Below are 23,020 nucleotides of genomic sequence, written 5' to 3' on the forward strand. Positions count from 1 at the left end.
GCCTGCGCGATGCTTGGCGCTCGGTGCAGCCCGGGCCTTTGCGCGCCGCCGATCGTGTTCATCGGCGGGCGGTTCCGCCGAATTCAAGCAGGAGATTACCCATGAAGAACCTCGTCATTCTGATCGGCCGCATCGCCAGCCAGCCCGAAACCCGCCATGCCGGCGAGACCGAAATCACCGGCTTCACGCTGGTCACCGATCGCCCCAAGCTGGTCGATGGCAAGACGGTCAAGAACGAAGCGGGCTACACCGAAACCCTCGCCGAATTCCACCGCATCACGGCTTTCAACGGGCTCGGGGCCTCGGTCGCCAAGCACAAGAAGAAGGGCGATCTGGTCGAAGTCCAGGGCCGCCTCCACTACTCGAAGTGGACCGACAAGGAAGGCATCGAGCGCTACGCGGTCGAGATCGTCGCCGAGGAAGTCCTTTTCCTCTGACGCCAGGCCAGGAGGCGGCGCTGTCCTTCGGGCAGCGCCGCTTCAGCCGTGTACGCAATATTCAATAGCGCGCGATGTTTTCGCACTTGCAGCATTGCAGGGTGCAACCCATATTGGCCCTGCCTTTCAGGCATCCTCTCCCAAACTTTCCACGGGGGCCGGCGCAAGTCGGCCCCCTTTTTCTTGCCTGACCGGTGTGGTGAGACCGGCGCTGTCATTCGTGACACTTTGCCCGCGGATAGAGTGTCAGGGACGACCACGGGCAGCGAATACTGCCTCATCGATCAGAGTCTCAAGACTTTCAGGGTCGATATCGGCGAAGCCTGTCCTTGCTTCGTCGAGTGTCAGATCGAACAGCCGCCAGATGACGGCTTCCTCGATGAATTTCGAACAGTCCAGCGGGTCGTTGTCTTGGCCACGGAATGCCCCAAATTCGAATCTCCTGGGGCATGATAGGAATTTCCACCCGGTTGGCGAGACTTCCTGCGCGCCCGCAGGCAAAGTGTCACAAGCGACAAACGACATCTTTCGGGTCAAGAGGGATTCACAGGATTCACGTTTTGTGCTCAATACTGATCCATGGAACGACAGGCACAGATTTCAGGCGTTGGAGGCATCTACGCGGTCCTGGCCGAGGCATCGAACCGGCCGCGCTATGCCTTCCTGGTTCTCCAGCTCATTGCCGAAGTGGCCGACGGGCGAGGGCAGGCGGGTCCCTTCGTGGCCGGTCCGTCTAGCGCCGGGGCAGGGGAGCCGGTCCTGCTGCGCGACTGGCTTTGCACCCAGCTCCTGCCGATGAGCGAGCAGCCCGCGCGACGCGCTGCGCTGCGAGAGCGCGTCGAGGCGGGCCTCAAGGACGAGCTGACAGGTCGGCCCGAGATCGACGAACCTCATATCGAGGCTGCGGTCGAGGAACAGGTCCTCTCGGTTGGCCGCGCCAATGTCAGCCGGGCGACATCGGATCTCGTGCGCGCCGGTCTCGTAACGCGCCACTATGCGGGTTATGCGACCAACCACAAGAACCGCGGCGGCGGGCGCCATGCGGTCTATGTGGTCAAGCCCGCCGTGCTGCGCCTGCTGCGTAGGCCCGCATCGGCGCCGACGGTTTCGCCATCACGGATGCCGCGACAGGGTGAGCTATTTGCGGCGTGATTTTCGGCTACAGCTTCCGGCGCTTCCGGGGTCATTCGATCAGTGCGATTATCCTCAACGTTTGTCCCAAGGTGCCGGTCTCTTGAGTATCTCTACAAGCTGCGGAACCGCTTGCGCTGGCCGAGCGAGCTCTGCGACGAACGCGCCAAATCCTCTGTTGCTCATCCGGATGAGTCGCTGTTCCATCAGCGCGTCTTCGGCCGCACGTACCGCTGCTTCCCGAACGAAATCGGCTCGCGAACAGTTTCGCAAGCTGGCGGCGCGATCGATGAGTGCGAAGTCGTGGTCGGTCATCCGGATCGAGACCGGGCGACCCCTGCTTTCGACGGACTTGGCCATATCCTTCCCCCAACTATCATCGCGCGGCTCGCGTTGCAGGCCGCTTATAGCCGGAGTTCGGGAAAATTCATGAGCACGTCGGCCTTTCTGAGTGAAGTTTCCGACGAACATGGTGTCTCGCCCGGCAGACTCTCGGCTGCGCTTCGGATCACCATGTCCGAACTGGCTGCTGTTTCTGGACTTCCGCCACATGCCTTTGCGCGTGGGATCACAGAGCAAACACGCCTCGCCGAAATGTGCGGGATTATCGACAGGGCCGTTCCATGGGCCGGGAGCGTTCAGGCAGCCTATGCCTGGTACCGATCGCAAGCTCTGCCTTCGTTCGGCGACGCCACGGCTGAAGAGCTCGTCCGGCATGGATATAGCCATCGGGTCCAATGCTATCTCGACCGGACTGCCGCCGCTGGATTTACCTGACCTTGCGTAGCAACGCGTGACGGCAGCACAGCTTGCGTTTTGCAGATGTTGGACTATATTTAGACTGAATATGGTATGGAGTGGGCAATGGGCCTCGAAACCCGCGTCAAGCCGATCAGCTATCTGAAAGCCCACAGCGCCGAAGTCATGCGTGACCTTGCCGACGGCGCACCGCCGCTTGTGATCACGCAGAATGGCGAGGCAAAAGCGGTCCTGCAGGATGTCGCGAGCTATGCGGAAACCCAGGAACTGCTGGCGCTCCTCAAGCTTCTCGCGATGGCGCGCGACGATATGGCGCAAGGCCGCGTTCAGCCGCTCGAAGGCCTCAAGGATCGGATTCGGGCGCGCGCGGCGCGCTGATGTCGACGCCAATCCGCATTCAGCTGGCGGCAGAAGCCGAAGGCGACCTGCAGGCGATCTACAATCACCGTCTGAAGCAGCGCGGGGCCGGCGGTCCGGACGGAGCCGATGCGATTCTCGACACGCTCTACGATGCCATCGAGAGCCTGATCGAGTATCCCTTGCGTGGGCCAGTCCCACCGGAACTGGACGCGCTGGGGATGACTGACTGGCGGCAGCTCTCGGTCTGGCCATATCGCATCATCTATACGGCCCAAGGTGATCTGGTTACGATTGCGGTTGTTGCCGACAGCCGCCGCGACTTCGCCAGTTTGCTGGAACGCCGGCTTCTCCAGCACGGCTCGCGGGCATAACCCGTTGATATTTAACATAAGAAGTATTATCAATCTAGTGCCGGCACCTCGGCAGGGGCTCTTCCGGTCTCTTGGAATCACAAGACGACTTCGCCCGTTTGTCGGAACTATCTGATTGACTTACTCTGACAAGATGTATGCATTGGGGTTGTGGCAACCTTGAATGAGCGCAGGGCAAAATCATCGTCCGGACCGGACCTCGTCCGATTTCCAGATTGCGAGGGAATGCGTGAACTCGTCCGCACGGGCGCCAAAGGCAGTTCCCGCGAGGAGCTCTATCAGGCACAAGAACTTGCCTATGACGCTGTCGAGGAACCTGACCGAGCACGCCGAAATATGTTTGCGCGCAAGGCGCTCGGCATTTCTCCGCTTTGCGCTGACGCTTGGCTCGAACTCTCCAATCTGCGCAATCTGAGCCCGGAAGCGCGTCGCGAATATCTCATGCGTGCGGTTTGTGCAGGAGAACTCGCCATCGGCGAGCGCAGCTTCGCCGAGGACAAAGGCAACTTTTGGCTCGTTCTGGAGACCCGGCCCTATATGCGAGCACGCTATGCCCTAGCCGAGGACCTCTGGTTCTCCGGTTCGCGCGACGAAGCAATTGGCCACTTGCACGAAATGCTCGAACTCAACCCGAACGACAATCAAGGCCTGCGTTACCTTCTTCTGACCTGGCTGATGTGGATGGACGATGATGCCGCCGCCCGCCGTTTGCTCGTCGAACACGGGCAAGAGACTTCGACGTTCTTGGAATTCACCCGCGTGCTGCTCGCCTTCAAGGAGAATGGCGACAGCGAGACCGCCCGGAAGTCCGCCGCCACTGCCATTCTCTCAAACCGCCATGTAGCGCGGTACCTTGCTGACCAAAAATCGTGGTACGCGCTGTCAGACTACTACTCGCCAAGGCAAGAGAGCGAAGCGGCGTGGTACGCCGAGAGGCTAGGCTTTGCATGGCTTCGTGCCCCAGGTTCGATCGAATGGCTGGGCGAGCAAATGACCAAGGAACCTGCACAGAACCGCGATGGCGAAACCCTGCACTAGCGGGCAACCCACCGATGTAGCTAACTGCTAGACGACCAAACTGGTCCGGATTCCTTCTTCCCACTGCGCCAGCATCCGGGTGCCAATCTCCTCGAATTCCGGCTCCGCATGCATGTGACGCTTCAGTTGCGCCATTGTCTCGAACACTGCTTCGGCGATCGCGCCCAGCATGGCCTTGATCGCTGCGGGCGATCCAATCTGCCGGTTCGTGCCGAATACCAGCAATTGCTTCTCCGTTGGCCACCTGGTCGAACCGTCGAGCGTCAGCGCCATCTGGTCAGCCTGAATATATGCCGTGGTGGTGACAAGGTCGTAGACCGGCGCCAGCGCCACCTCTCCTTCGATATCGTCGTAGACGATCCCGAAGTTCTTGAGGTGCGCGTCGCCGTTGCGCAACGCTGCATTGAGCGCGATCATCCGGAAGATCGTTTCCGAACCCGTCGCGACCTGGTCGGGCGAGGCAAATTCGCGAAACCGCTTGAGGACAGCGGTTTCGTAAGAGCCGCGATATTTCTCGGCTGTCGCCCGTGCGTTGAGGACGCAAAAATCCTCGAAACCGCGGTATCGCCCGTCGCTGCGCAGATCGAACCGATCGATGACGAGCGCGCGCCCGTCGTCCGAAAGCTGGAAACGTGGAACCGGCAGGCCGCAACGTTCTGCGGCCTTGAGGCAGAAGAACTCGTTCGCAGCGAGCTGTGGATACTGGTCTTCCCAGAATTTGACGATGTGCGTCGCGCCCTGAATGCTCGTGCGCTCGCCTGCCTCGGGCCCTGCCCCCCAGGCGACCTCGTCGCGGATGAGCAGCTTGGGCTGTACTCCGCTCACGCCCGAATAGGCTGCAAACCGCTCAAGGAGATACTGGAACAGGTTGCCGTCCCGGCGACTGGCCAGAAGCTCGTCGACCGACTGGAACGGGACGGCCTGATCCAGTTCGGCATGCTCGTCCGTGTAGCGCAGCCGGCCCACCTGCGAGCGCCCCACGATCGCAAGCAGGTCGAGGTCGTCGAATGTCCCGGTGGCTTTTGCGAAAGCCATGCGCAGCCGCTCCCGCAGCACGCCTTCGGGCAGGTTCATCTCGAATATCGGGGCAAGTCCGAACTCGCTGTCCCATGAGGCAAGGCGCACCGGCATGGTGATTGACACCGCGTCTGCCGACCCGGCCCCGGAGGCATAGGCGAACGCCGTTCCCCTTGCCCCCTTGGCCCCGAGCAGACCTGCCCCTCGGCCATCGGTCCAGACCTTGATCGTCATGCCTGATCATCCGTTTCGGAGAGAAGGTCCTCGAGGGTTGGCCGTCCCCGATTGGCTTCACCCAGCTTCAAGGTCAGCCCAAGCGCGGACAGAATTCGTGCGATCTTGCCGAATCCCAGTTCCGCCAAGCGGCCATTTTCCAGCGCATCGAGCGTCGATCGCCCAATACGCGCGCGCCGGGCAAGCTCGGCCTGTGTCAGCCGCTGCGTGCTGCGGTGCTGCGCGATCAATTTTCCGAGAGTGGCCAGATCCAACATTTGCACGATATACTAGGCAATTATGAACGAATCAAGATATATACCTCATATATAATGCAAGCCGAGCCATCATCTGATTATGGGGTAAATGGGTTCAATGGCCGACACACGCAGGGCAAGCCTGACCTACAGGAAACGGCATGACACATTTTTCTAATTATGGCATAAAGTGCGACAAGTGCCCTAATTCTACGGTCTGGTCCCGGCTGAGGGCTGATAAGGAGTAGTGCCATGACAGTGCAAGTGATGATCACTCCCAACGGTCGGATGAGCCTTCCGGCCGATATCCGCAAGCGCCTCGGTCTTGCTGGCGGCGGTGCGTTGCTCGTCGAGGAAACCGAAGACGGTGTGATCTTGAGAACGGTCGCGCAGTCGATCGCGCACGCACAGGCTCTGGCGAAGAAGTATACCGGAAAAAATGTCGACGCTTCGGTCGACGCTTTTCTCGCCCGTCGGCGTGAGGAATCCGGCGAATGAGCGATGTCGTGCTCGACGCATCGGCTTTGCTCGCCCTGCTCCGTGATGAGCCGGGCGCGGGCAAGGTTGCTGAAACCATCGCAGACGCGCGGATGTCGAGCGTCAATTACGCCGAGGTCGTCAGCCACTTCATTCACGTAGGCATGCCAGCCGATCAAGTCGACGACATGCTGAGGCCATTGCCGATGGCGATCGTCGAAGCCGATCAGGCGCTTGCCACGATCGCCGGACGGCTACGCGCGGCGACGGCCGAGGCCGGCCTGTCGCTTGGCGATCGCTTTTGCCTGGCGCTCGCGCATCGTGACGCACTTCCCGCCCTCACCGCCGACAAGCAGTGGCGCACGGTCGCCGACGCTGCCGGCGTAACCGTCACGGTCATCAGGTGATCCGATGCAATCCGATGCCGCCTTGCGGTGGCCTCCGATGCAGGACTACTAAGTCACTATGACGCGGGCGCCAGTTCATCCAGAACTTTTCACATGGGCGCGAGAGCGTGCCGGCTTGAGCGTTGAGGATTTGGATCACCGCTTCCCAAAACTGGCATTGTGGGAATCTGGTGAGGCTCAACCCACGATCAAGCAGCTGCAATCCTTCGCTGCCGCAGTACATGTCCCCGTAGGTTACCTCTTTTTGCCTGCTCCCCCGCAGGAACAACTGCCTATTCCGGATTTTCGGACCATTGACGGTCGTGGTGTGCACCGCCCGAGCCCAAACCTCATCGACATGGTCTACGCGTGCCAGGAACGGCAGGGTTGGTTCAAGGACTATGCCCGGACGGTGCGTCTGCCTGAACTGGCGTTTGTCGGCAGCGCCACGCTGAACGAGCGACCCGCTGCAGTCGCCGCTCGCATGGCCGAGGCACTTGCATTCGATCTTGAAGCGCGAGCGGCTTGTCGAACCTGGGAAGACGCCTTGCGCCTGTTCATCGGGCACGCTGATAGCATCGGCGCGTTGGTCATGGTTAGCGGAGTTGTTCTGAGCAACAACAACCGGCGACTCGACCCTGAGGAATTCCGGGGCTTTGCCCTCGTCGATCCCCAGGCACCGCTTGTTTTCATCAACGGCTCGGACAGCAAGTCTGCGCAGATGTTCACGCTTGCCCACGAGTTGGCGCACCTCTGGCTCGGCGCTTCTGCCATCTCCAATGCCAGTGCCGCACCGGTCGCTGGATTTCGACGCGAGGAAGTCTGGTGCAATGCCGTTGCCGCAGAACTTCTTGTTCCGCTGGCTGTGCTGCGCGCCGATCTGGTTGCAGACGAACCGCTCGAGCATGCAATCTCCCGTCTTGCACGCCGATACAAGGTCAGCAGTCTCGTCATCCTGCGACGTCTGCTTGATGCGAATTGGTTGACGCGGGACGCGTACGATGCGGCCTGGGCGGCAGAGCGAGCGCGGTTGCGCGCTATTGCGGAGCGGGGCGGCGGCGGCGGCGATTTCTATCGCACAACCCTTTCGCGCGTCAGCCGGCGCTTCGCGCGCGCACTCGTTGAGAGCACGCTCGAAGGACAGACCCTCTATCGCGATGCCTTCCGTATGCTGGGTGTCGCCAAGACTGAGACATTCAACAATATCGGCCATGAAGTGGGGGTGTTGCCTTGAGCCGCTACCTCCTGGACGCCAATGTCTTCATCCAGGGCAAGAACCTTCACTACGGTTTCGACTTCTGCCCGGCCTTCTGGGACTGGCTTGTCGAGCAAAATCAAGCGGGCGTCGTCGCAAGCATCGAGAAAGTCAGCGACGAATTGGTAGGCGCGGGCGACGAACTTGCCGACTGGGCAACCGCGCGAGGCCGACCGTTCTTTCTCGCCCCGGATGATGTGGTCTTGCCTGCCCTGGGCGAAGTGTCAGCCTGGGCGACGGGACAGAATTACGAACCAGCTGCAATCGCCACCTTCCTCCAGGTTGCAGACTACTGGCTTATCGCCCATGCAAGGGCTCACGAATTCATCGTGGTGACCCACGAGGTGCCTTCGGAATCGGTACGCAAGATCAAGATCCCGAATGCGTGTATCGGGCTCGGGATAACCTGCGTCTCGCGATATGAGATGCTGCGCCGCGAGCGTGCCCGCTTCGTGCTTGGTGTAGCTACCTAGATATCGCAATTATGCCGTCTTGCTGACTACGTCGCCTCGATGACTGATGCTCACCTCCTCAAGACCTACGAGCGGCTAATCTCGCCTCGGCATGGCAATTGAGCCAACCAGTGTCGTCCGAAGCGACCCATCTGGAATACGGCGTTTACCCTGCAAATCCCCGCACTCGCTCAGTCGCAGGGTAAATCGGCCTCAAACCTGATCTGCACGGGATGCAATCAGCTCTCCTCGCCAGCATTTGCCTGATCGAGCAGGTCCATGAACCGCCGTGCCGCATCGCGGTCGCCAGCGTCCGCGAAGGCCGCATCGAGATCAGGCGCCGAGCCCAGCATGTAGAGCAGCGACCACATGGCGAACCTGCGTCCCTTGTCGGCCTCCAGCCCGAACTCGACCTGCATGCGCTCGATCCCGCTCGCCATCGCATCGGCGGAAACATTCCCAAGGTCCTCTGTCCCGAAGAACCGCCGCATCTGATCGTCAAATTCCATGCGTCTGCTTCGACAAAGTTGAGCGGCCCTGTCAAGATTGCCGCACTCGGTCCCGCGCGCCTTGCAGCCGCGCTCCTGCGGGTGCGGCGCTTCCCGTATTGGGCCGCCGGCACTCTTGCCTCCGGCTCCGTCGCCGTCCCGCACCCGTGACAAGCACGGGGCCCGCGAGACGACGGACTTGCTCCGGCAAGGGGTCCGTCCCTTGTTGCTGGCCGCGCCGTCGTCGGCGCTGGCCAGGGCGATCCCGCCTGCCTCCACCGAGCGGGCACATAGGCGCCCTGTGGGAGGCCTGAAAGGCGGGTCGCAGTCGATGCGGTGTTTTGCCGTTCACCCCGAACGCGCGCGCGGTTCGGGGGCAAAACCTTCCCACTCTCTCATCTCGGTGGCCGAGCGAAATCGGCATCGCCAAAGCATGACGCCTGGGAGCTGGCGGCCGTCAAGGATCGCGGGTGCCCCCCGATTTTGCGTGCCCTGCGGCGTGCGCCTTGTGCGCCACAAAACCGGCTCCCCCCACGCCCGCTGCTCGCGGCGGCGTGGCCCAAGCCCCGCCGTCCTGTGACTGCCTGACTCCGGCGTCCTTCAAGGCACATCTTTCATCGCGGTGATGAGAGAGATCGATCCTTCGGAGGATATCATGACAACTCGTTTCTCGAACTTTTCCGATCTTGCCGAACACTATGCGCGAGAGATCGCAACGCCTGACTATGCCCGGGCCTTCATGGAGCAGGCCGAGCTCTCCCGGCTATCGGTCGCAGACGAACCCAGCTCGGCCGAAATGCCCGATCCGGATGCCGCACAGGCGGCGATCGAGATGATGCTGGCAACGGTCTTCGACCTGTTTCGCGACACCCGCATGGAGGACTTCGCGAGCGAAGTCGCCTGGGGCATCGCCAACAGCTTTCATGTAGTGGCGAAACGCCTCGACGACCGTGAGGATGCCATGGCGAAAAAGCTCCAGGAGAAGCTTCGCGAATACGATCCCAGCGAGGTTTACGCCACCGACGTCGAAGACCTTACCATGCAGGCCAGGAGCCTGGCCGAGTGCCGCGACGCGATGGAGTGCATGCGCGATCATGCCGCTTCGATCTATCTTGTCGAAACCGGCCGTCCCTTCTCGCCGGTGCGTGGTTCGCGGGTCTCGATGAAAAACAACGCCTCGATGATCGAAGCGCGCGATTACCTTGCCTCTCAGCGCGCACAGCGCCGCGAGCAGTTTGCGCCCTCGGGTCCGGTCGTGGTGTTCTCGGGCGGACAGCAATTTGCTGATATCGGCCAGGTGCGCGACTACCTCGATGCAGTGCATGAACGTATCCCGTCGATGGTGCTGGCGACCACCGCGCAGAACAAGGGCGCCGATGTCATCGCGGCTTCCTGGGCATCGCGTCGGGGCGTGCCGGTGATCCTGTGCAAGCCCGATGCATCGCGCGGTGCTTCCGCGCCCTATCAGCGCAACGCCCGAATGCTCGCGTTCAAGCCGGTCGAGGCGATTGTCTGCAGCGGCGGCGGTATCCAGGCGAACCTTGCCGACCGTCTGCGCGAGGCACGCATTCCGCTCCATATCGTGCGCGAAGTGGGTGCCGATAATGAACCCGTGCAGCGCCAGGCGAAGGTCGCGGCGCAAGGCGGACAGCAAACCGCAAAGCGGGTCGCCAATGGGGACGATCTCCCGCCGTTCTGAGCGACCGACCCATCAACTCCACGGTTCTCGTAAAAGGGTGTCCGGCCTCACCGCCGGATGCCCTTTTCTGCTGTCGGTTGAGCTCTCCCCTGCCCGGCTCGCTCGCATGCTGGCCCCGCCAGTGACGGCCTATGGCCTGCTGGCGGGACGGCATGGCTCGCATCGGCCGGACTGGATGGATAGGGGGGTATTCCTTCTCGCAGACTTCCAAGCGTGATGACCGCCATTGGCACGCGTCAAGAAGGGCGGTTCCCCCAATTTTCACGGGCCCCTGCGGCTACGCCTTGAACCCGAAAAAATCGGCTCCCCCACCCCCGCTGGCGCGGCGGTCCTGCGGCCCGTTCCGTGACCCGCGCCAAGCGCGATCATCCTGCCTCGAGACCTCTTTTCAACGTCTCTTTCAGAGGAGGTTTTTATGAACGCTCTCGTTTCCCGTTTCGAAATTCCGGAATTCGATCATTTTGGTTACGACGCTGCCATTCGCACCGCAACCATGCGCGCCGCGCACAGCTTCTTCGACTGCCACGTGATCGAGGACGCAGACGGCTCGTTCCGCGTTGTCGAGGAAGGCGATTACAACGCGCTGCCGATGCACCTCATCGACCGCATCGTCCATACGGTCCAGGGCCAGATGGCCGACGACTTCGACGAGGAGAACATCGCGCGCGCCGCCAGCTTCATGAGCGTTCTGATGGACGCCGACTGGGACGATGACTGCCCGTTCTGATGCACCGATCGCGATCAAGCCGGAGGGATCCAATGTGGGTCTCTCCGGCTTGTTCGTTTTCGGGAAGCAAAAGCGCCGCCGGACACATCGAGTGCCCGGCGGCGCTGGTCTCTTGCCGAGACCGGTTTCAGCTTGCCGACAAACGCTTTTCCGCCTCGTCGAGCCCGAGCTTGCCGAGCGTTGCGAAGAACGCTTCGACCCGCTCGAACGGCGCCTTGCCAAGCGGGCTCTTGCGCATCAGCTCGATGCTCGCCTTTTGCTCGTTATCGCGCAGTTTCGCTTCACGCGCAGCCAGCGCGTCGCGATCCTTTGCAATGGCTTGACGTTCGGCTTCAAGGCTTCCTCTTCTGGCCATGATCATACTCCTGGGTGGTGCTGAAACCTCCCGACCACAAGCCTTGCCCGGGCTTGTGCCTTTGGCAAGCCCTTGTGCATCATGAGGCGCAAATTTCCGGCGAACTGGCGAAGTAAACTACGCCGGTGCCAGCGCCATTTCTTGCCGTGAAGGCCCCTCCCCATATCCTCATAAGTGCTGACAACCCCGCGAGCGACGGCATGGGTGGGATTGATTGGATGTTTTGCAGACCGTACACGGCCTTGCCGTTGTGGGAATGGCAGAAATCGGCATGTTTACGCACGGTATGGCTTGTATTCTGGCGTATTACAATCTGGCCGACACAACCGTAAGCGGCTGAACTCCGCCATTTCGGGCGTAATACGATGTGATACGCCCGCTACCTGTGACCTTTCGCTTGCCACCCCCTTTGCGATAGCCTAAATTCCTAGTCGCGCAATTCCCGCCAGGCCCTTTTCGAAGGGGTTGGCGATGACAGATACGGTTCTGATTTCGGTGCGGTTGCCGCAGCCGATTGCCGAGGCGGCCAAGGCCGCTGCCGAAGCGCAAAAGACTTCCCGGTCCAATCTCGTGCGAATCGCGCTTGAGCATTTTCTCGATGGCGTCGCGGGCGCTTCCGAACTGGACCGGCGGAGGCAGTTCTCGCTCGAGTATCTCTTCCTCGCGCTCGACCTCATCATCCAGCGGCAATACGCCGACGTGCACGGCGAACTTCTCGCCGAAGCCGAAGCCAGGATGGAGGCGCTTTGTGGCGCGGCCTGACACCTGGTCCGACCGCCGCCGCCCGGGCAAGCTGCAGCATCATTCTGCGCGCGGCAACATGCCGCGCAATGCCGGCGATTTTACCCGAGGATCGCAGCTCATCACGCACGAATTCCTGATGTGGTTCGCCTCCGCGCGGCTGCCGTTTCTCGTCTGGTTCTTCACCTTCCTCGCAGTGCTTTCGGTGGTCCTGGCGCTGCGGCTTCACGAACACGAAATTCAGATGATTGGCATGCGGATCTATGCTGCCGGATGGCAGTTCATGGAGTTCTCCAATGCCAAGGTGATCAACCTCACCCTGCCCTCGGGAGAGGTCATTCCCGCACCCATCGGCATGGTCGCCTCGCACCCCGATGTCGTCGTCGCCTGGGAGAGGATGATGCGCGCGATATGGGGCTCGCTGTTTATCTCGCTTTTCGTCGCCGTGCCGATTGCGGTGTGGTTCGTCGACTTCTCCCGGCGGCGCGGAAAGTCGATCCTCGAGGAGCGCCATCAGCGCGGCGCGATGCTCGTCGATGCGACCGATCTTGCATCCGTCATCAACGATCACAACCGCGCCGCGCTCGCTCAGGAAGTCGCCGAACGCTTGCCGAGAAGGACCATGGACGAGGTGCTTGCTATGCCGCTTGTCGAGCGCAAGGCAGCGGGCATCCATCATGCCTATTCGCTCGCCGGTGTGCCCTTCCCCTGGCGCACCGAACAGGCGCACACGATGATGATCGGCTCGACCGGAACCGGCAAGACGACGCAGATGCGCGCGCTGATCGCGCAGATGCGCAAGCGCCGCGACCGGGCCGTCGTCTTCGATCTCACCGGCGCCTATGTCGAGGCCTTCTACAACCCCGAGACCGACACGATCCTCAATCCTATGGACGAGCGCTGCCCGTCCTGGTCGGTCTTTGCCGAAGCGAAGAACCATGCCGACTTTACCGGCATTGCCGCCGCGCTTCTGCCCGCCGATGGCGGCGGAGCGGAACCCTTCTGGATGCTGGCTGCGCGCACGCTTTTCGTCGAGACCTGCATGCGCCTTATCAAGCTGGGTAAGGCGACCAACCAGGCGCTCGCGAGCCGACTGATGATGGCCGACCTCAAGGCGGTCCACAAGCTGCTCGAGAATACCGTCGCCGATCCGCTGACCGCGCCCGAAGCGGCGAAGATGGCGGAATCGATCCGCGCGGTGTTCAACACCAATGCGCAGGCTTTGCGGTTCCTTCCTGAAGGCAAGGAACCCTTCTCGATTTGCGACTGGATCCGCGATTACGACCAGCCCGGATCGATCCTGTTCATCACTTCCTCGCACAACGAACTGGTCCTCAATCGCGCGCTCCTCTCGCTCTGGATGAACCTTGCCGTGCACACGCTGATGCGCTTGCCGCGCACGCGCGATTTGCGCACCTGGTTCTTCTTCGACGAGGTCCATGCGCTCCACCGCCTGCCTGCGATCGAGGACGGCCTGCAGACCGCGCGCGGGTTCGGAGGGGCCTTCGTGCTTGGCATCCACAGCTTCGCCAAGCTTGCCGAAACCTATGGCAAGGAAGGCGCACAGAACCTTGCATCGCTCGCGCGCACCAAGCTCATCCTTGCCGCCGCCGATCGCGACACAGCCGAGCATTGTTCGGATTTCATCGGCCACCGCGAAGTGCGCATGATGGATGAGGCATACAGCTACGGATATTCGAACATTCGCGATGCCGCGACGATCACCCCGCGCAGCGAAGTCCAGCCTCTGGTGCTACCTGACGACATCATGAAGCTGCCGTCGTTGCGCGGTTTCCTGGTCTTCCCCGAAGGCTTCGATGCGGCACGGATCAGGCTTGCCTGGAAGGATTACCCGACCGTCGCCGAAGGCTATGTGCTGCGCGAAAATGTCGAGCCGATCGAATTTGCTGAAGAGGCCGAAGAGGAGGACGCAGCCGATCCGGAAGCCGGCGGGCGCGAGACCCGCGATGCGCCCGAACCCGAGCCGGAGATGGAACCGGACGACCACCGCGAGCCAGTCCGTGATTCGAGCGCGGACGAGGACGAACCGGCCCAATTGGGAAGCCAGGACAGCGGCGCGAATGCACCTGTTGCCAGCAGCCTGTCGCGCGCGATGAGCTATCGTCCGGGCGCGCCGGATGCTGAACCGTCCGCGACGCAGCGCGGCGATGAGACCGCCCCCCGCTCACCCATGAATGTGAAGCCGCACGCCAAGGGCAAGCAGGTCTCGCAAACGGCGCGCGAGCTCTCCGAGGCGCTCGAACCACAGCGCAGCGTTGAACGTTCCGCAGGCGGTCCGGGCGAAGCCCAATTGCCCGGCCTCGACGCCGATGACGACCTTGGGTTCTAAGGGCCATGCATTCGATCGCACCGGTTCGCTCGGCGGGCGGCGCTGCCGACTATTTCGCGAACGACAATTACTACACGGCTGAAGAGAACGCGGAAAGCGGGGTCTGGGGCGGCGAAGGCGCGCGCCTGCTCGGGCTTGTGGGCGAAGTTGGGCGAGATGCGTTCGAGGCAATCCTCGGTGGCCGGCTGCCCAGCGGCCAAATGGTGGGGCAGGTCGAGGGGCGCAGGCTGGGACTCGATCTCACCTTCTCGATGCCCAAGTCCGCCTCGATCCTGGCGTTGGTGACCGGCGACAAGCGTATCCTCGGTGCGCATCTTACAGCCGTCAAATCGACGATGAGCGCGCTTGTCGAAAAGCGCCTCGCCGAAGCGCGCAACTACGAGCGCAACCGCAATGGCGAACCGGAAAAGACCGGCAATCTTGTCTATGCCCTGTTCGCTCACGACACGAGCCGCGCACTCGATCCGCAAGGCCATGTCCACGCCGTCGTTGCCAACCTGACGCGCGATCTGAAGGGCAACTGGAAGGCGCTGTGGAACGGCGAGATCTGGAAGAACAACACCACTATCGGGCAGTTCTACCACGCCGCCTTTCGCGCCCGGTTGCAGAAGCTGGGTTACGAGACCGAGGCCTCGGGCAAGCACGGCGCGTTCGAGATCAAGGGGGTGCCCAAAGAGGTCATCAAGGCATTCTCTACGCGTACTGCCGAGATCGAGGCGAAGATCGCGGAGACAGGCGCAACGAGGCTCGCCACGAAGAAACAGATCACACTTTACACCCGCGAGCCGAAGCTCGCTGTCACTGACCGACAAGCGTTGGTCGAGGGCTGGCAGGCGCGCGCGGCGGAACTTGGGTTCGATGGCAAGCCGCTGGTTGCCGCAGCGCAGGAGCGCGCTGCAACGCAAGCTCGCCCCACCATGCGCGAGACCGCAAGCCAGGCCTTTGCCGAAGTCACGACGCGCATATCGGCTGCTCTAAGGCCGCCCAGCGACCTTGCTGCATCCGGCCCCGCCGCGCTGTTTCTGTCGGCAGAGACAATCAAGGCGCAGCATGCGACCGCCTCGGCGATCCGGCACCTTTCCGAACGCGAGGCGGCGTTCAGTCCGCATGCGATACTCTCCGCCGCGCTGGGCTTCCAGATCAGGGGGCTCGAAGGCGAGGCGGTGATCGAGCGCATCGGGCAGCTGATCGACAGCGGTCACCTCATTCCCGGCAAGTCCGACCGTCTCGACGGGCATTTTGATCTCGTGACGACGCCTGAAGCGCTGGCGCGCGAGCAGCAGATCCTCGACCGCATCGATGCCGGGGCCGGACAGGGCTGCGCGTTCATGGCGCCCGACGTGGCGGTCGAACGCTTGCAAATGGCCGCGCGTGACCTCGGAATGGAACGCGCAGGGGCCGAGGACTGGCAACTCAATGCCGGGCAGCTGGCGGCGGGGGTGGCGGTTCTGTCGGGCGAGGACCGGTTTCTCAACATCCAGGGCGTGGCCGGCGCGGGCAAGTCGACCCTGCTTGGTGCAGTGGCGAAGGTGCTGGCCGAAGACGGGGTACGCCTTGTCGGCCTGGCCTTCCAGAACAAGATGGTTGCTGACCTGCGCGGCGGCGGTTCGCAGGCCATGTCGGTCGACGAGATGCAGGCGGCCGGCATCGAGGCCTATACGATCGCGCGGTTCGTCAGCACCTATGGTTCGGCCGCAGCGCGCGGCGAAGGCGAGCGATTTGAGGCGGCGAAGGCTGAACTGAAGGACACGGTCATTATAACCGACGAGTCCTCGATGGTCTCCTCGCGCGACATGCTCTCGGTCATCGCTATCGCCGAGCGGCTCGATCTCGCCAAGGCGCCGTTCATGGGCGACCGTCAGCAATTGTCGGCGATTGAACAGGGCAAGATGTTCGCGGTCTCGCAAAGCGCCGGACAGACGACGGTGCGGATGGACGAGAACATTCGCCAGAAGAACTCGCCGCTGCTGCTCGCGGTCGCGGGATTGTCGAACGAAGGTCATGCCAGCCTTGCACTCGACCTCCTGGCATCGCACGGCAAGGTCACCGAAGCGGGCAAGGACCATGTCACGGCGGCAGCCGATCTCTGGCTCTCCCTGCCGCCCGGTCAGCGCGCGCAGACCGCTATTTTCACTGCCGGGCGTGACGATCGCGCGCTAATCAATACGCTGGTCCAGGCCGGCCTGCTGAATGAAGGCACGCTCAAGGGCGAAGGCGTGGCGCTCAAGGTGCTGCAAAGCGCCAACACCACCCGCGAGGAAATGCGCTTTGCCTCGACCTACCGCGCGGGGCAGGTGCTCGAAGCGCGCATGGAGGTGCGCGAGCTCGGGCTGGGCAAAGGCGAATACACCGTCCGCGAAGTGCGCCGCGACGGCAAGGTTCTGCTCGAGCGCGGAAACGCAAGAAAGCTCATCGATCCCGATCGGCTCGATCCGCAGCACCGCTTCGACCGGCTCGGGCTCTACGAGCAGAAAGACCTGAGGCTGCACGACGGCGATACCGTGTTCTGGCGCGACAAGGATGCGAGCCGTGACATTGCCAAGTCGACTTATGCCACGGTGCTGGCAGCAACGAAGGATGCGGTCACGCTGGAGCTTGGCGACAGGCAGCAGGTCACCCTGCCCGCCGGCGATCCGATGCTGCGCCGCCTTGACCTTGGCTATGCCCTGAATGCCCATATGGCGCAGGGCGTGACCATGGCGCGGGCGATCGAAGTCATATCCTCAAGCCAGCGCAACCTCGCCACTCAGCGCACGCAGAACGTCCTCAACACGCGCGCCACCGACGATATGCATGTCGTCACCAATGACCTGGCTGCGCTCAAATTCCAGCTCGACCGCACGCCGGGCAACAAGACTTCGGCGCTCGAGGCAACAGGCCGGATCGACGTCGACAAGCCGCCCGCGAACCCGACCGATGCCCGGCAACTGCCGGACCTGAAGATGAGCCCGGAGCTCAAAGCCAAGCTCGATGCGGTGCTCGGTCCCCGGCCCGAACCGCAAGTGCACCAGCTTCCCGTTCCCGAAAAATCGCTGGGGCTCGACCTGTGAGATTCGCCCCTGCCCCCAAATCCCCCTACCTACCAAGGAGACCTCAAGCCATGTCCTACGACCACCAGGAAATCGGCGATTTTGCCAGCGAGGCCGACGCGCGCGATTGGGCCGAGCGCAATGGCCTGGAGCTGCGCGACCTGCATCTGCGCGCCCGCGGTGAGCGCAGCGTGACGCTCAGCGTGCGCCGTTCAGCGCTTGGCGATTCAGCGCCGAGCGACCTCTCCTATGGGCGGCGTACCGGGTTCTTCTGATGCGCGTTTCTTTCCCCAACCTCTTCCGCCCGGCAGGCCTTGCGCCGCGCCTGACCGGAACGGCGCGGTCCGGGTCGCCTCCCACCGGGCCGTGCCGACCGGGCGGGGCGGTGGAGAGAATCGCGTAATGCTCGCTTCGGATCGCGTAGGGTGTGCTTCGCCCTTCTCGTTCAAAGGGTGGCGTCGATGGTGCTTCAGCCCTAGAAGAGCCGTGACTCGCCGTTTCCGGGCGCGTGTCATTCTCCAATCGTTATGAACAAGACCATGCACCAACCGAAATCGCGCGCCGCCAATGTCCATGTCGGAACAATCGAGGCTTCACCGCGCGGGCCGCTCTTGCGCGATGACGAAGGTGTCGTCTGGCGCCTCGGGTTCGTCGATGATCAGGTGCCCGAGGATCTCGAAGGCAGGGTAAGTATTCGCGGGAAGGTCGTCGATCTCGACCGGATCGAGGTCGAGTACTGGGAGCGATTGGATGGCGGTGGTTGATGGCGATTTCAGAGCCACCTGCATCAAGAAACGACAAGGCCAACTCAACTCATTCGCCGAGCTGAGTATACAATCTGGGTCTCAGGATGAGATCAGTTCGCTTGCGAGGTCGTGAAGCGGGATTACGTCGATATCGTCCGCATATGGGAACTTTTCCGTTCCGGGATAGACGATGAGTTTCCGTGCCGGCCCGATGTCCTCGCAGGCGTTGTGAAAGCCTCTGCCCACTTTCGGTGTCAGGCTGCGCTTGATTTCGACGGCCCAGACTTTGCCTGACGGCAAAGTGAGCAGCAAATCGACTTCAGCGCCGGCCGATGTTCGATAGAAGTTTGCAAGTGTCCGTTCCGGTGCAGCGCCAATGAGGTTTTCAATCACGAATCCTTCCCAACTTGCCCCCGCCACGGGGTGAGCAAGTAAGGCTTCGAGGTTGGCGATATCCAGCAGACTGTGCACGAGACCGCTGTCGCGCACGTAAATCCGAGGCGATTTGACGAGGCGTTTTCCGACATTGGCGTGCCAGGGGGGCAGTCGGCGCACCAGCAGCAGGTCGACCATCAGGTCCAGATATGTCGCGACCGTCTTGCCATCGACGCCCAGGGATCGTGCAAAATCTGCTGCATTCAGCAGGCCTGACTGATGATGTGCGAGCATGGTCCAGAACCGGCGCAGCGTTTCAGCGGCGATGCGTGGCCCCAATTGCGGAATATCGCGCTCCAGATAGGTCTTGATGAAATCCTTGCGCCAGCGTCCGCTGGCCCTGTCGCTTGATGCCAGAAAGCTGTCCGGAAAGCCGCCCTTCACCCAGAGTTCGTCCTGCGTGTCAGCACCGCTTTCGAGGATATCAAGCGGCGTCATTTCCAGATAGGAAATCCGGCCAGCCAGACTTTCTCCTGACTGGCGCATCAGATCAAGCGAGGCTGAGCCCAGCAGCAGGAATCTGCCGGCGCGTTGTCCTCGCTTGCGGCCTCGATCGACGAGGCCGCGCAGGTTCTGGAACAGGCCTGGCAATCGGTGGACTTCGTCGAGGATAACGAGTTTGTCTGCGTGTCCTTCAAGGTAGAGTTCAGGCTCCGCAAGACGTGCACGATCGGCGTCGGATTCGAGATCGAGATAGATCGAGGGCATTCGCTCGCCGATTTCATGTGCGAGCGTTGTCTTGCCGACCTGGCGCGGTCCAAGTAATGCTACTACCGGGCTTTCGCCAAGGCGTTCGAGCAGTTCTTCCTGAATTCGCCGGTCAATCATCCTTGCATTTATGGAGTTTAACTCCACGATTGCAAGGTTAAATTGACATTGAGAGTGCCTGCTCAGGGAACAGCAGGTGGAATGTCGGGCTTTGCCGTTGGCGTCCAAACGCTGCAATCCAGCGCATGCGCGCTGCGGGAGGAGGATGGAGCGGCAGGGGCGTGGGGCGCTGATTTGCCCGGCCATGCGATTGAAAATCGAGCCCGATCGGGCTATCCATGTGGGGATAAGGAAGACCCGCCATGGACCATGATCGCTACGGACTCGATGGACATCCGATCCATCCCCGACCGGGTCATTTCGACTATGTGACCGGGCAACCTCTCCCGACATTTGAGGGGACGAACGGTCGCTCAACAGGCCCTCTCACGATCGCTCTCGCCGTAGTCATGTGCATCGTGGCGGTCTTCTTGGCGTATATGTCCAATCTGATTGGCTGACTTGTCCTTAGTTCGACCGCCTGGCCACATGCAGGTGATCGCGCGCTGGATTGTCGGGGAACCGCTCGAAATTGACGGCATAGGATGGTCCGAGGCGCTCGCGCACCCGCGCGGCCCATTGCTCGCCCTGCTGGTCGGAAATGTTGTTGCCCCTGAAGTCGAGCGCGCGATTGGCATAGTGCGCAGAGCCAGAGACATGCTGGCTGCTGTCGTTCCCTGAGGTGACCACCGGCCTTGGCAGGCCAAGCGCCCTCGCCTCTTCCGCGGCCGCACTCATCGCCGGGACCAGCGATCCGTCCATCCGGTCGAGCCGCGCGCCGCGTTTGATCCCAAGTCCGAGCTCGCGCGCTATGGTGGCCCCATCAACCGGTCCTGCAAACTCTTGCGTGATCAACCTGCTCTCGCTCAAGCTTCCCGTTGGCAGCGGCACGCCTGCGGGGGTCCCAAGATCGGCAGCCGAGCCGAGAGAGCCCTGCCCCGCAATCTTCGCGACATCGGCCAGTTCGTCGATCCGGCGGCTGCGCAAGTCGCTCATCAGGTCGTCCATGATGAAGCTGATCGCCTGGTCGCGCCGGGCGATATCGCGATAGTCGAGGCGGGGATTGGAGATGTCGGGCAAGTGCCACTCGGGATGTTCGCGCTGCAGCGTCTCGTAGCGTTCCTGGATGAGGTTGGACATGTCGCTCGAGACCTGGAAGCCATGGCTCTCGGCATAGCTCGCTTCCGACATCATGCGACCGCCGATCTCGCGGTAGCGCGCAGCGGCGGCGCGGCGTTCCTCCGCCTCGGCGACCCGCCAGTCGGTCCCGCCACTGCTGGTGCGCGACTGGCTCGCATCGGAGTAGTCCGAATCCTGACTGTAGGTGCCGCTCGATTGCACATCGCCCGCATTGCCGCTGATGACGACCCGGCTGCCGACATCCTCGGACTTGTCGGTGCCACGGGTAACCTGGTTCGTGGCAGAACGTTCAGTTCCGGCGCTCGCGCTATCACCAGTTTCCTTGCGCCCGGACATGGCTGCCGACAAAGATGCAGCGAGTCCACTTCCAGCGGCATCCTGCATCGGCGTTCCGATCGTTCCGGTGCCGGTCAGGGACACACTGGAGCCAAACACCCGGTTGGCAAAGTCGCTACTTGAACGACTATTTCCCTGCCGCAAGATCAGGTCATCATTGGTGACCTCGCGGGTCGACTTGCCCGACGACCCTTCGATGAGGACATTGCCGCCGACATTGTGCGTGTCGGAGGCGCGCGAGCCGCTTTCGCTGCGCGACCCGGTGACCTGGCTCGATGCGGTGACTTCGCTGCCGAACCGGCCGCGCGAACTGGACCAGGTCGTCGACGTGCCGTTCTCGATCCGGTCGGCCTCGTTGAGATACCACTGGCCCTGGTTGCGCAAGTCGCTGGCATAACCACGCGTCATCGTCGCCTTGAACGGCAGCTGCGAAATCGCGCCGCTTGCATCGATTACCGTGTGCGCATCGCCATAGGTGCGGTACATGCGTCCGTCCTCGCCGCGCAGGCTCGCCTGCGGCGCCCCCGCCATGAGATTGGGAGCAAGGTTCCACTGCGCCATCTGCCGGTTCTCGGCGTTGAGGTTGCCGTAGCTGACATCGCCGAACGCATAATTGCCGGTGGTTCGTTCGAGCGCGGCGGCATCGGCCGCGCCTTGTGCGGGCGACAGCAGCGCGCCCATGTTGTGCGCGACCGAGAGCGTGCCGCGCATGACCATCAGCGCAAGGACCGGCACCGACATCATCAGGAACCCGGCCATCGTCGCCACGTCCTGGTTGACAGCGTCGATCCCGGCCCAGGTGACAAGGCTCACCCCGCCAGCGGTGCTGGCAACGGTCTGGCTGGCGAGCCGGTCCATGATGAACATGTGAATGAGGACGTAGAGCGGGCCCCAGGCGGCGAGGTAGAAGAACCCCGCGAAATAGCCCTTGAGCGTCGCGATGCCGGTGCGCGGGAACAGCAACAGCGGAAACACCACCGGGAACAGCGCGTAGAAGACGAGCGTGAGCACGACGCCCAGAACCGGTATCCAGATCAGCCCCTGCTCGGCAGCCGTGGTCATCGCATTGCGGGTCTGAGCATCGGCGCGCTGCAGGGCGAAGGCGTCGGCATCGGCATTGCCGAAATCAAGCTGGGCCGCCTCGAAGGCATCGACCATGCTCTTTTGCTTGAAGAACTGGTTCCGGGTCATGGCGGTACCCGTGAGCAATTGTGCGACCACGGGCACGTCGGCGGCAAGCCGTGCGCCGGCTGCCGCCTGGGTGAGCTTGGGATACATCGAATGGGCGAACGGCAGCGCATAGGCGTTGATCGCCCCATCCCACTGCGCGTCGAGCAGCACCCAGGCCTCGGCGCAGGTCCTCCCCTCGATATCGACCGCCCCGCCCCCGGTATCGGTGAGGAATTTCATACCGCGGTTGGTGGCGGCATTGACCCCGAGGTCGGCCCAGAGATCATTGGATTCGGAAAGGAGCCGAAGGCTCTTGGTGCCGAGCAGGATGTCGTAGTAGGCGCATTGCTTGAGATAGCCGTCAAGGTTCGCCTTGAAGATGGGGTCGCGGATCTCGAAGCCGCGCACCTTGTCCCACAGCCGCGCGCCATAGACGAACCCGCCTGTCGAATAGTTGAGCGCGGCGGGCATGACAAAGACCGTCTCGGCGGTGCGCGTGAGGTAATCGCTTACCTGGCTGGTGAACGAGGCCATGACCCCCAGGCCAATCGGCACGTTGGCGACCGTCGCGGGCGCAAGGCCGGGATTGATACGGTCGGTGACCTTGACCGTGACGGTCGGCACCATGAGCACGAGGTAGATCAGTGTCGACTGGACGAACCAGCGAAACCACGCGCGCCAGTCGAGATCCATCGCGGTGATCAGCAGGGCGTAGATCAGCCCCATGACCATGCAGACGCGGATCAGCGCCTTGAATCCGCCCGAGCCGGTCCAGGCAGCGATCGCGTTGAAGGTGTTGACGAGATACTCGCCGCCCCCGACGGTGAAGACCTCGAGCATCGCC

24 protein-coding genes are annotated in these 23,020 nt (G+C 62.3%); 16 read left to right on the forward strand and 8 right to left on the reverse strand.

Annotated features, from left to right (window positions below):
- Positions 1–101 precede the first annotated feature (101 nt).
- A complete protein-coding gene (locus IEX64_RS06925) occupies positions 102–437 on the forward strand; it encodes a single-stranded DNA-binding protein (RefSeq protein WP_188818917.1) in 336 nt (111 codons plus the stop codon).
- Positions 438–683: 246 nt separating this feature from the next.
- Here IEX64_RS06925 and IEX64_RS06930 read toward each other — a convergent pair whose 3' ends face one another.
- Entirely contained in the window at positions 684–974 is a 291-nt protein-coding gene (locus tag IEX64_RS06930; protein ID WP_229710122.1) for a ribbon-helix-helix domain-containing protein, read from the reverse strand.
- A gap of 42 nt (positions 975–1,016) precedes the next feature.
- On the opposite strand from IEX64_RS06930, the gene IEX64_RS06935 reads away from it, so the two are divergent.
- Positions 1,017–1,589 (forward strand): hypothetical protein, encoded by a 573-nt coding sequence (locus tag IEX64_RS06935; RefSeq protein ID WP_188818918.1) that lies wholly within the window; start codon positions 1,017–1,019, stop codon positions 1,587–1,589.
- Between the two features lie 54 nt (positions 1,590–1,643).
- Here the strand turns inward: IEX64_RS06935 and IEX64_RS24705 are convergent, their stop codons facing one another.
- On the reverse strand, positions 1,644–2,297 hold the full coding sequence (locus IEX64_RS24705; RefSeq protein WP_308422591.1) for a type II toxin-antitoxin system TacA family antitoxin: 654 nt from the start codon (positions 2,295–2,297) through the stop codon (positions 1,644–1,646).
- A gap of 135 nt (positions 2,298–2,432) precedes the next feature.
- Here IEX64_RS24705 and IEX64_RS06950 point away from each other — a divergent pair, with 135 nt between their 5' ends.
- From IEX64_RS06950 to IEX64_RS06960, 3 genes are all read left to right on the forward strand, one after another.
- The gene (locus IEX64_RS06950; RefSeq protein ID WP_188818921.1) at positions 2,433–2,705 is read left to right on the forward strand and encodes a type II toxin-antitoxin system Phd/YefM family antitoxin; all 273 of its coding nucleotides are present in this window, start codon (positions 2,433–2,435) and stop codon (positions 2,703–2,705) included.
- Positions 2,705–3,058 carry a type II toxin-antitoxin system RelE/ParE family toxin gene (locus IEX64_RS06955; protein WP_188818922.1) on the forward strand — a complete coding sequence of 118 codons (354 nt, stop codon included), beginning with the start codon at positions 2,705–2,707 and terminating at the stop codon, positions 3,056–3,058. Before IEX64_RS06950 ends, IEX64_RS06955 begins: the two co-directional genes overlap by 1 nt.
- 225 nt (positions 3,059–3,283) lie before the next feature.
- Positions 3,284–4,096 carry a tetratricopeptide repeat protein gene (locus IEX64_RS06960; RefSeq protein WP_188818923.1) on the forward strand — a complete coding sequence of 271 codons (813 nt, stop codon included), beginning with the start codon at positions 3,284–3,286 and terminating at the stop codon, positions 4,094–4,096.
- A 27-nt stretch (positions 4,097–4,123) separates the two neighbouring features.
- Here IEX64_RS06960 and IEX64_RS06965 read toward each other — a convergent pair whose 3' ends face one another.
- Together IEX64_RS06965 and IEX64_RS06970 are read right to left on the reverse strand one after the other, a co-directional pair.
- Entirely contained in the window at positions 4,124–5,347 is a 1,224-nt protein-coding gene (locus IEX64_RS06965; protein WP_188818924.1) for a type II toxin-antitoxin system HipA family toxin, read from the reverse strand.
- Positions 5,344–5,604 (reverse strand): helix-turn-helix domain-containing protein, encoded by a 261-nt coding sequence (locus IEX64_RS06970; RefSeq protein WP_188818925.1) that lies wholly within the window; start codon positions 5,602–5,604, stop codon positions 5,344–5,346. The genes IEX64_RS06965 and IEX64_RS06970 overlap by 4 nt, the downstream gene beginning before the upstream one ends.
- Before the next feature lie 231 nt (positions 5,605–5,835).
- On the opposite strand from IEX64_RS06970, the gene IEX64_RS06975 reads away from it, so the two are divergent.
- From IEX64_RS06975 to IEX64_RS06990, 4 genes are all read left to right on the forward strand, one after another.
- Complete coding sequence (locus tag IEX64_RS06975; protein ID WP_188818926.1) at positions 5,836–6,081, forward strand: AbrB/MazE/SpoVT family DNA-binding domain-containing protein; 246 nt, start codon at positions 5,836–5,838, stop codon at positions 6,079–6,081.
- Positions 6,078–6,467, forward strand: a complete 390-nt coding sequence (locus IEX64_RS06980; RefSeq protein ID WP_188818927.1) for a type II toxin-antitoxin system VapC family toxin — start codon at positions 6,078–6,080, stop codon at positions 6,465–6,467. Before IEX64_RS06975 ends, IEX64_RS06980 begins: the two co-directional genes overlap by 4 nt.
- A 115-nt stretch (positions 6,468–6,582) precedes the next feature.
- Entirely contained in the window at positions 6,583–7,680 is a 1,098-nt protein-coding gene (locus IEX64_RS06985; RefSeq protein WP_229710123.1) for an ImmA/IrrE family metallo-endopeptidase, read from the forward strand.
- On the forward strand, positions 7,677–8,174 hold the full coding sequence (locus tag IEX64_RS06990) for a DUF4411 family protein (protein ID WP_188818929.1): 498 nt from the start codon (positions 7,677–7,679) through the stop codon (positions 8,172–8,174). The genes IEX64_RS06985 and IEX64_RS06990 overlap by 4 nt, the downstream gene beginning before the upstream one ends.
- A 218-nt stretch (positions 8,175–8,392) precedes the next feature.
- Here IEX64_RS06990 and IEX64_RS06995 read toward each other — a convergent pair whose 3' ends face one another.
- Positions 8,393–8,662 (reverse strand): hypothetical protein, encoded by a 270-nt coding sequence (locus tag IEX64_RS06995; protein WP_188818930.1) that lies wholly within the window; start codon positions 8,660–8,662, stop codon positions 8,393–8,395.
- 634 nt (positions 8,663–9,296) lie between these two features.
- Between IEX64_RS06995 and IEX64_RS07000 the strand changes: the two genes are divergently transcribed.
- Positions 9,297–10,340, forward strand: a complete 1,044-nt coding sequence (locus IEX64_RS07000) for a DUF2493 domain-containing protein (protein ID WP_188818931.1) — start codon at positions 9,297–9,299, stop codon at positions 10,338–10,340.
- A gap of 415 nt (positions 10,341–10,755) precedes the next feature.
- Positions 10,756–11,067, forward strand: a complete 312-nt coding sequence (locus IEX64_RS07005; protein ID WP_188818932.1) for a hypothetical protein — start codon at positions 10,756–10,758, stop codon at positions 11,065–11,067.
- Between the two features lie 127 nt (positions 11,068–11,194).
- Here the strand turns inward: IEX64_RS07005 and IEX64_RS07010 are convergent, their stop codons facing one another.
- Positions 11,195–11,422, reverse strand: coding sequence for a hypothetical protein (locus tag IEX64_RS07010; RefSeq protein ID WP_188818933.1), 228 nt, complete (start codon positions 11,420–11,422; stop codon positions 11,195–11,197).
- A 471-nt stretch (positions 11,423–11,893) separates the two neighbouring features.
- Between IEX64_RS07010 and IEX64_RS07015 the strand changes: the two genes are divergently transcribed.
- The 5 genes from IEX64_RS07015 to IEX64_RS07035 all read left to right on the forward strand — a co-directional run bounded on the left by IEX64_RS07015 (position 11,894) and on the right by IEX64_RS07035 (position 18,306).
- Positions 11,894–12,184, forward strand: coding sequence for a ribbon-helix-helix protein, CopG family (locus IEX64_RS07015; protein ID WP_188818934.1), 291 nt, complete (start codon positions 11,894–11,896; stop codon positions 12,182–12,184).
- Positions 12,171–14,513, forward strand: a complete 2,343-nt coding sequence (locus IEX64_RS07020) for a type IV secretion system DNA-binding domain-containing protein (RefSeq protein WP_188818935.1) — start codon at positions 12,171–12,173, stop codon at positions 14,511–14,513. Before IEX64_RS07015 ends, IEX64_RS07020 begins: the two co-directional genes overlap by 14 nt.
- Before the next feature lie 5 nt (positions 14,514–14,518).
- Positions 14,519–17,563, forward strand: coding sequence for a MobF family relaxase (gene mobF, locus IEX64_RS07025; protein WP_188818936.1), 3,045 nt, complete (start codon positions 14,519–14,521; stop codon positions 17,561–17,563).
- 50 nt (positions 17,564–17,613) lie between these two features.
- Positions 17,614–17,817 (forward strand): hypothetical protein, encoded by a 204-nt coding sequence (locus IEX64_RS07030; protein ID WP_188818937.1) that lies wholly within the window; start codon positions 17,614–17,616, stop codon positions 17,815–17,817.
- Positions 17,818–18,081: 264 nt separating this feature from the next.
- Complete coding sequence (locus IEX64_RS07035) at positions 18,082–18,306, forward strand: DUF5818 domain-containing protein (protein ID WP_229710124.1); 225 nt, start codon at positions 18,082–18,084, stop codon at positions 18,304–18,306.
- Between the two features lie 81 nt (positions 18,307–18,387).
- Here the strand turns inward: IEX64_RS07035 and IEX64_RS07040 are convergent, their stop codons facing one another.
- Positions 18,388–19,659, reverse strand: a complete 1,272-nt coding sequence (locus tag IEX64_RS07040; RefSeq protein WP_229710125.1) for an ATP-binding protein — start codon at positions 19,657–19,659, stop codon at positions 18,388–18,390.
- A 339-nt stretch (positions 19,660–19,998) separates the two neighbouring features.
- Positions 19,999–23,016 carry a conjugal transfer protein TraG N-terminal domain-containing protein gene (locus IEX64_RS07045; protein ID WP_188818939.1) on the reverse strand — a complete coding sequence of 1,006 codons (3,018 nt, stop codon included), beginning with the start codon at positions 23,014–23,016 and terminating at the stop codon, positions 19,999–20,001.
- Positions 23,017–23,020: the final 4 nt, after the last annotated feature.

The sequence above is a fragment of the Novosphingobium indicum genome, from assembly GCF_014645195.1.
Lineage (GTDB): Bacteria > Pseudomonadota > Alphaproteobacteria > Sphingomonadales > Sphingomonadaceae > Novosphingobium > Novosphingobium indicum.

Coding starts and splice junctions, on each gene's coding strand:
- IEX64_RS06925 (WP_188818917.1), top strand. CDS start 102: ATGAAGAACCTCGTCATTCTGATCGGCCGCATCGCCAGCCAGCCCGAA.
- IEX64_RS06935 (WP_188818918.1), top strand. CDS start 1,017: ATGGAACGACAGGCACAGATTTCAGGCGTTGGAGGCATCTACGCGGTC.
- IEX64_RS24705 (WP_308422591.1), bottom strand. CDS start 2,297: ATGGCTATATCCATGCCGGACGAGCTCTTCAGCCGTGGCGTCGCCGAA.
- IEX64_RS06950 (WP_188818921.1), top strand. CDS start 2,433: ATGGGCCTCGAAACCCGCGTCAAGCCGATCAGCTATCTGAAAGCCCAC.
- IEX64_RS06955 (WP_188818922.1), top strand. CDS start 2,705: ATGTCGACGCCAATCCGCATTCAGCTGGCGGCAGAAGCCGAAGGCGAC.
- IEX64_RS06960 (WP_188818923.1), top strand. CDS start 3,284: ATGCGTGAACTCGTCCGCACGGGCGCCAAAGGCAGTTCCCGCGAGGAG.
- IEX64_RS06965 (WP_188818924.1), bottom strand. CDS start 5,347: ATGACGATCAAGGTCTGGACCGATGGCCGAGGGGCAGGTCTGCTCGGG.
- IEX64_RS06970 (WP_188818925.1), bottom strand. CDS start 5,604: ATGTTGGATCTGGCCACTCTCGGAAAATTGATCGCGCAGCACCGCAGC.
- IEX64_RS06975 (WP_188818926.1), top strand. CDS start 5,836: ATGACAGTGCAAGTGATGATCACTCCCAACGGTCGGATGAGCCTTCCG.
- IEX64_RS06980 (WP_188818927.1), top strand. CDS start 6,078: ATGAGCGATGTCGTGCTCGACGCATCGGCTTTGCTCGCCCTGCTCCGT.
- IEX64_RS06995 (WP_188818930.1), bottom strand. CDS start 8,662: ATGGAATTTGACGATCAGATGCGGCGGTTCTTCGGGACAGAGGACCTT.
- IEX64_RS07000 (WP_188818931.1), top strand. CDS start 9,297: ATGACAACTCGTTTCTCGAACTTTTCCGATCTTGCCGAACACTATGCG.
- IEX64_RS07005 (WP_188818932.1), top strand. CDS start 10,756: ATGAACGCTCTCGTTTCCCGTTTCGAAATTCCGGAATTCGATCATTTT.
- IEX64_RS07010 (WP_188818933.1), bottom strand. CDS start 11,422: ATGGCCAGAAGAGGAAGCCTTGAAGCCGAACGTCAAGCCATTGCAAAG.
- IEX64_RS07015 (WP_188818934.1), top strand. CDS start 11,894: ATGACAGATACGGTTCTGATTTCGGTGCGGTTGCCGCAGCCGATTGCC.
- mobF (WP_188818936.1), top strand. CDS start 14,519: ATGCATTCGATCGCACCGGTTCGCTCGGCGGGCGGCGCTGCCGACTAT.
- IEX64_RS07030 (WP_188818937.1), top strand. CDS start 17,614: ATGTCCTACGACCACCAGGAAATCGGCGATTTTGCCAGCGAGGCCGAC.
- IEX64_RS07035 (WP_229710124.1), top strand. CDS start 18,082: ATGCACCAACCGAAATCGCGCGCCGCCAATGTCCATGTCGGAACAATC.
- IEX64_RS07045 (WP_188818939.1), bottom strand. CDS start 23,016: ATGCTCGAGGTCTTCACCGTCGGGGGCGGCGAGTATCTCGTCAACACC.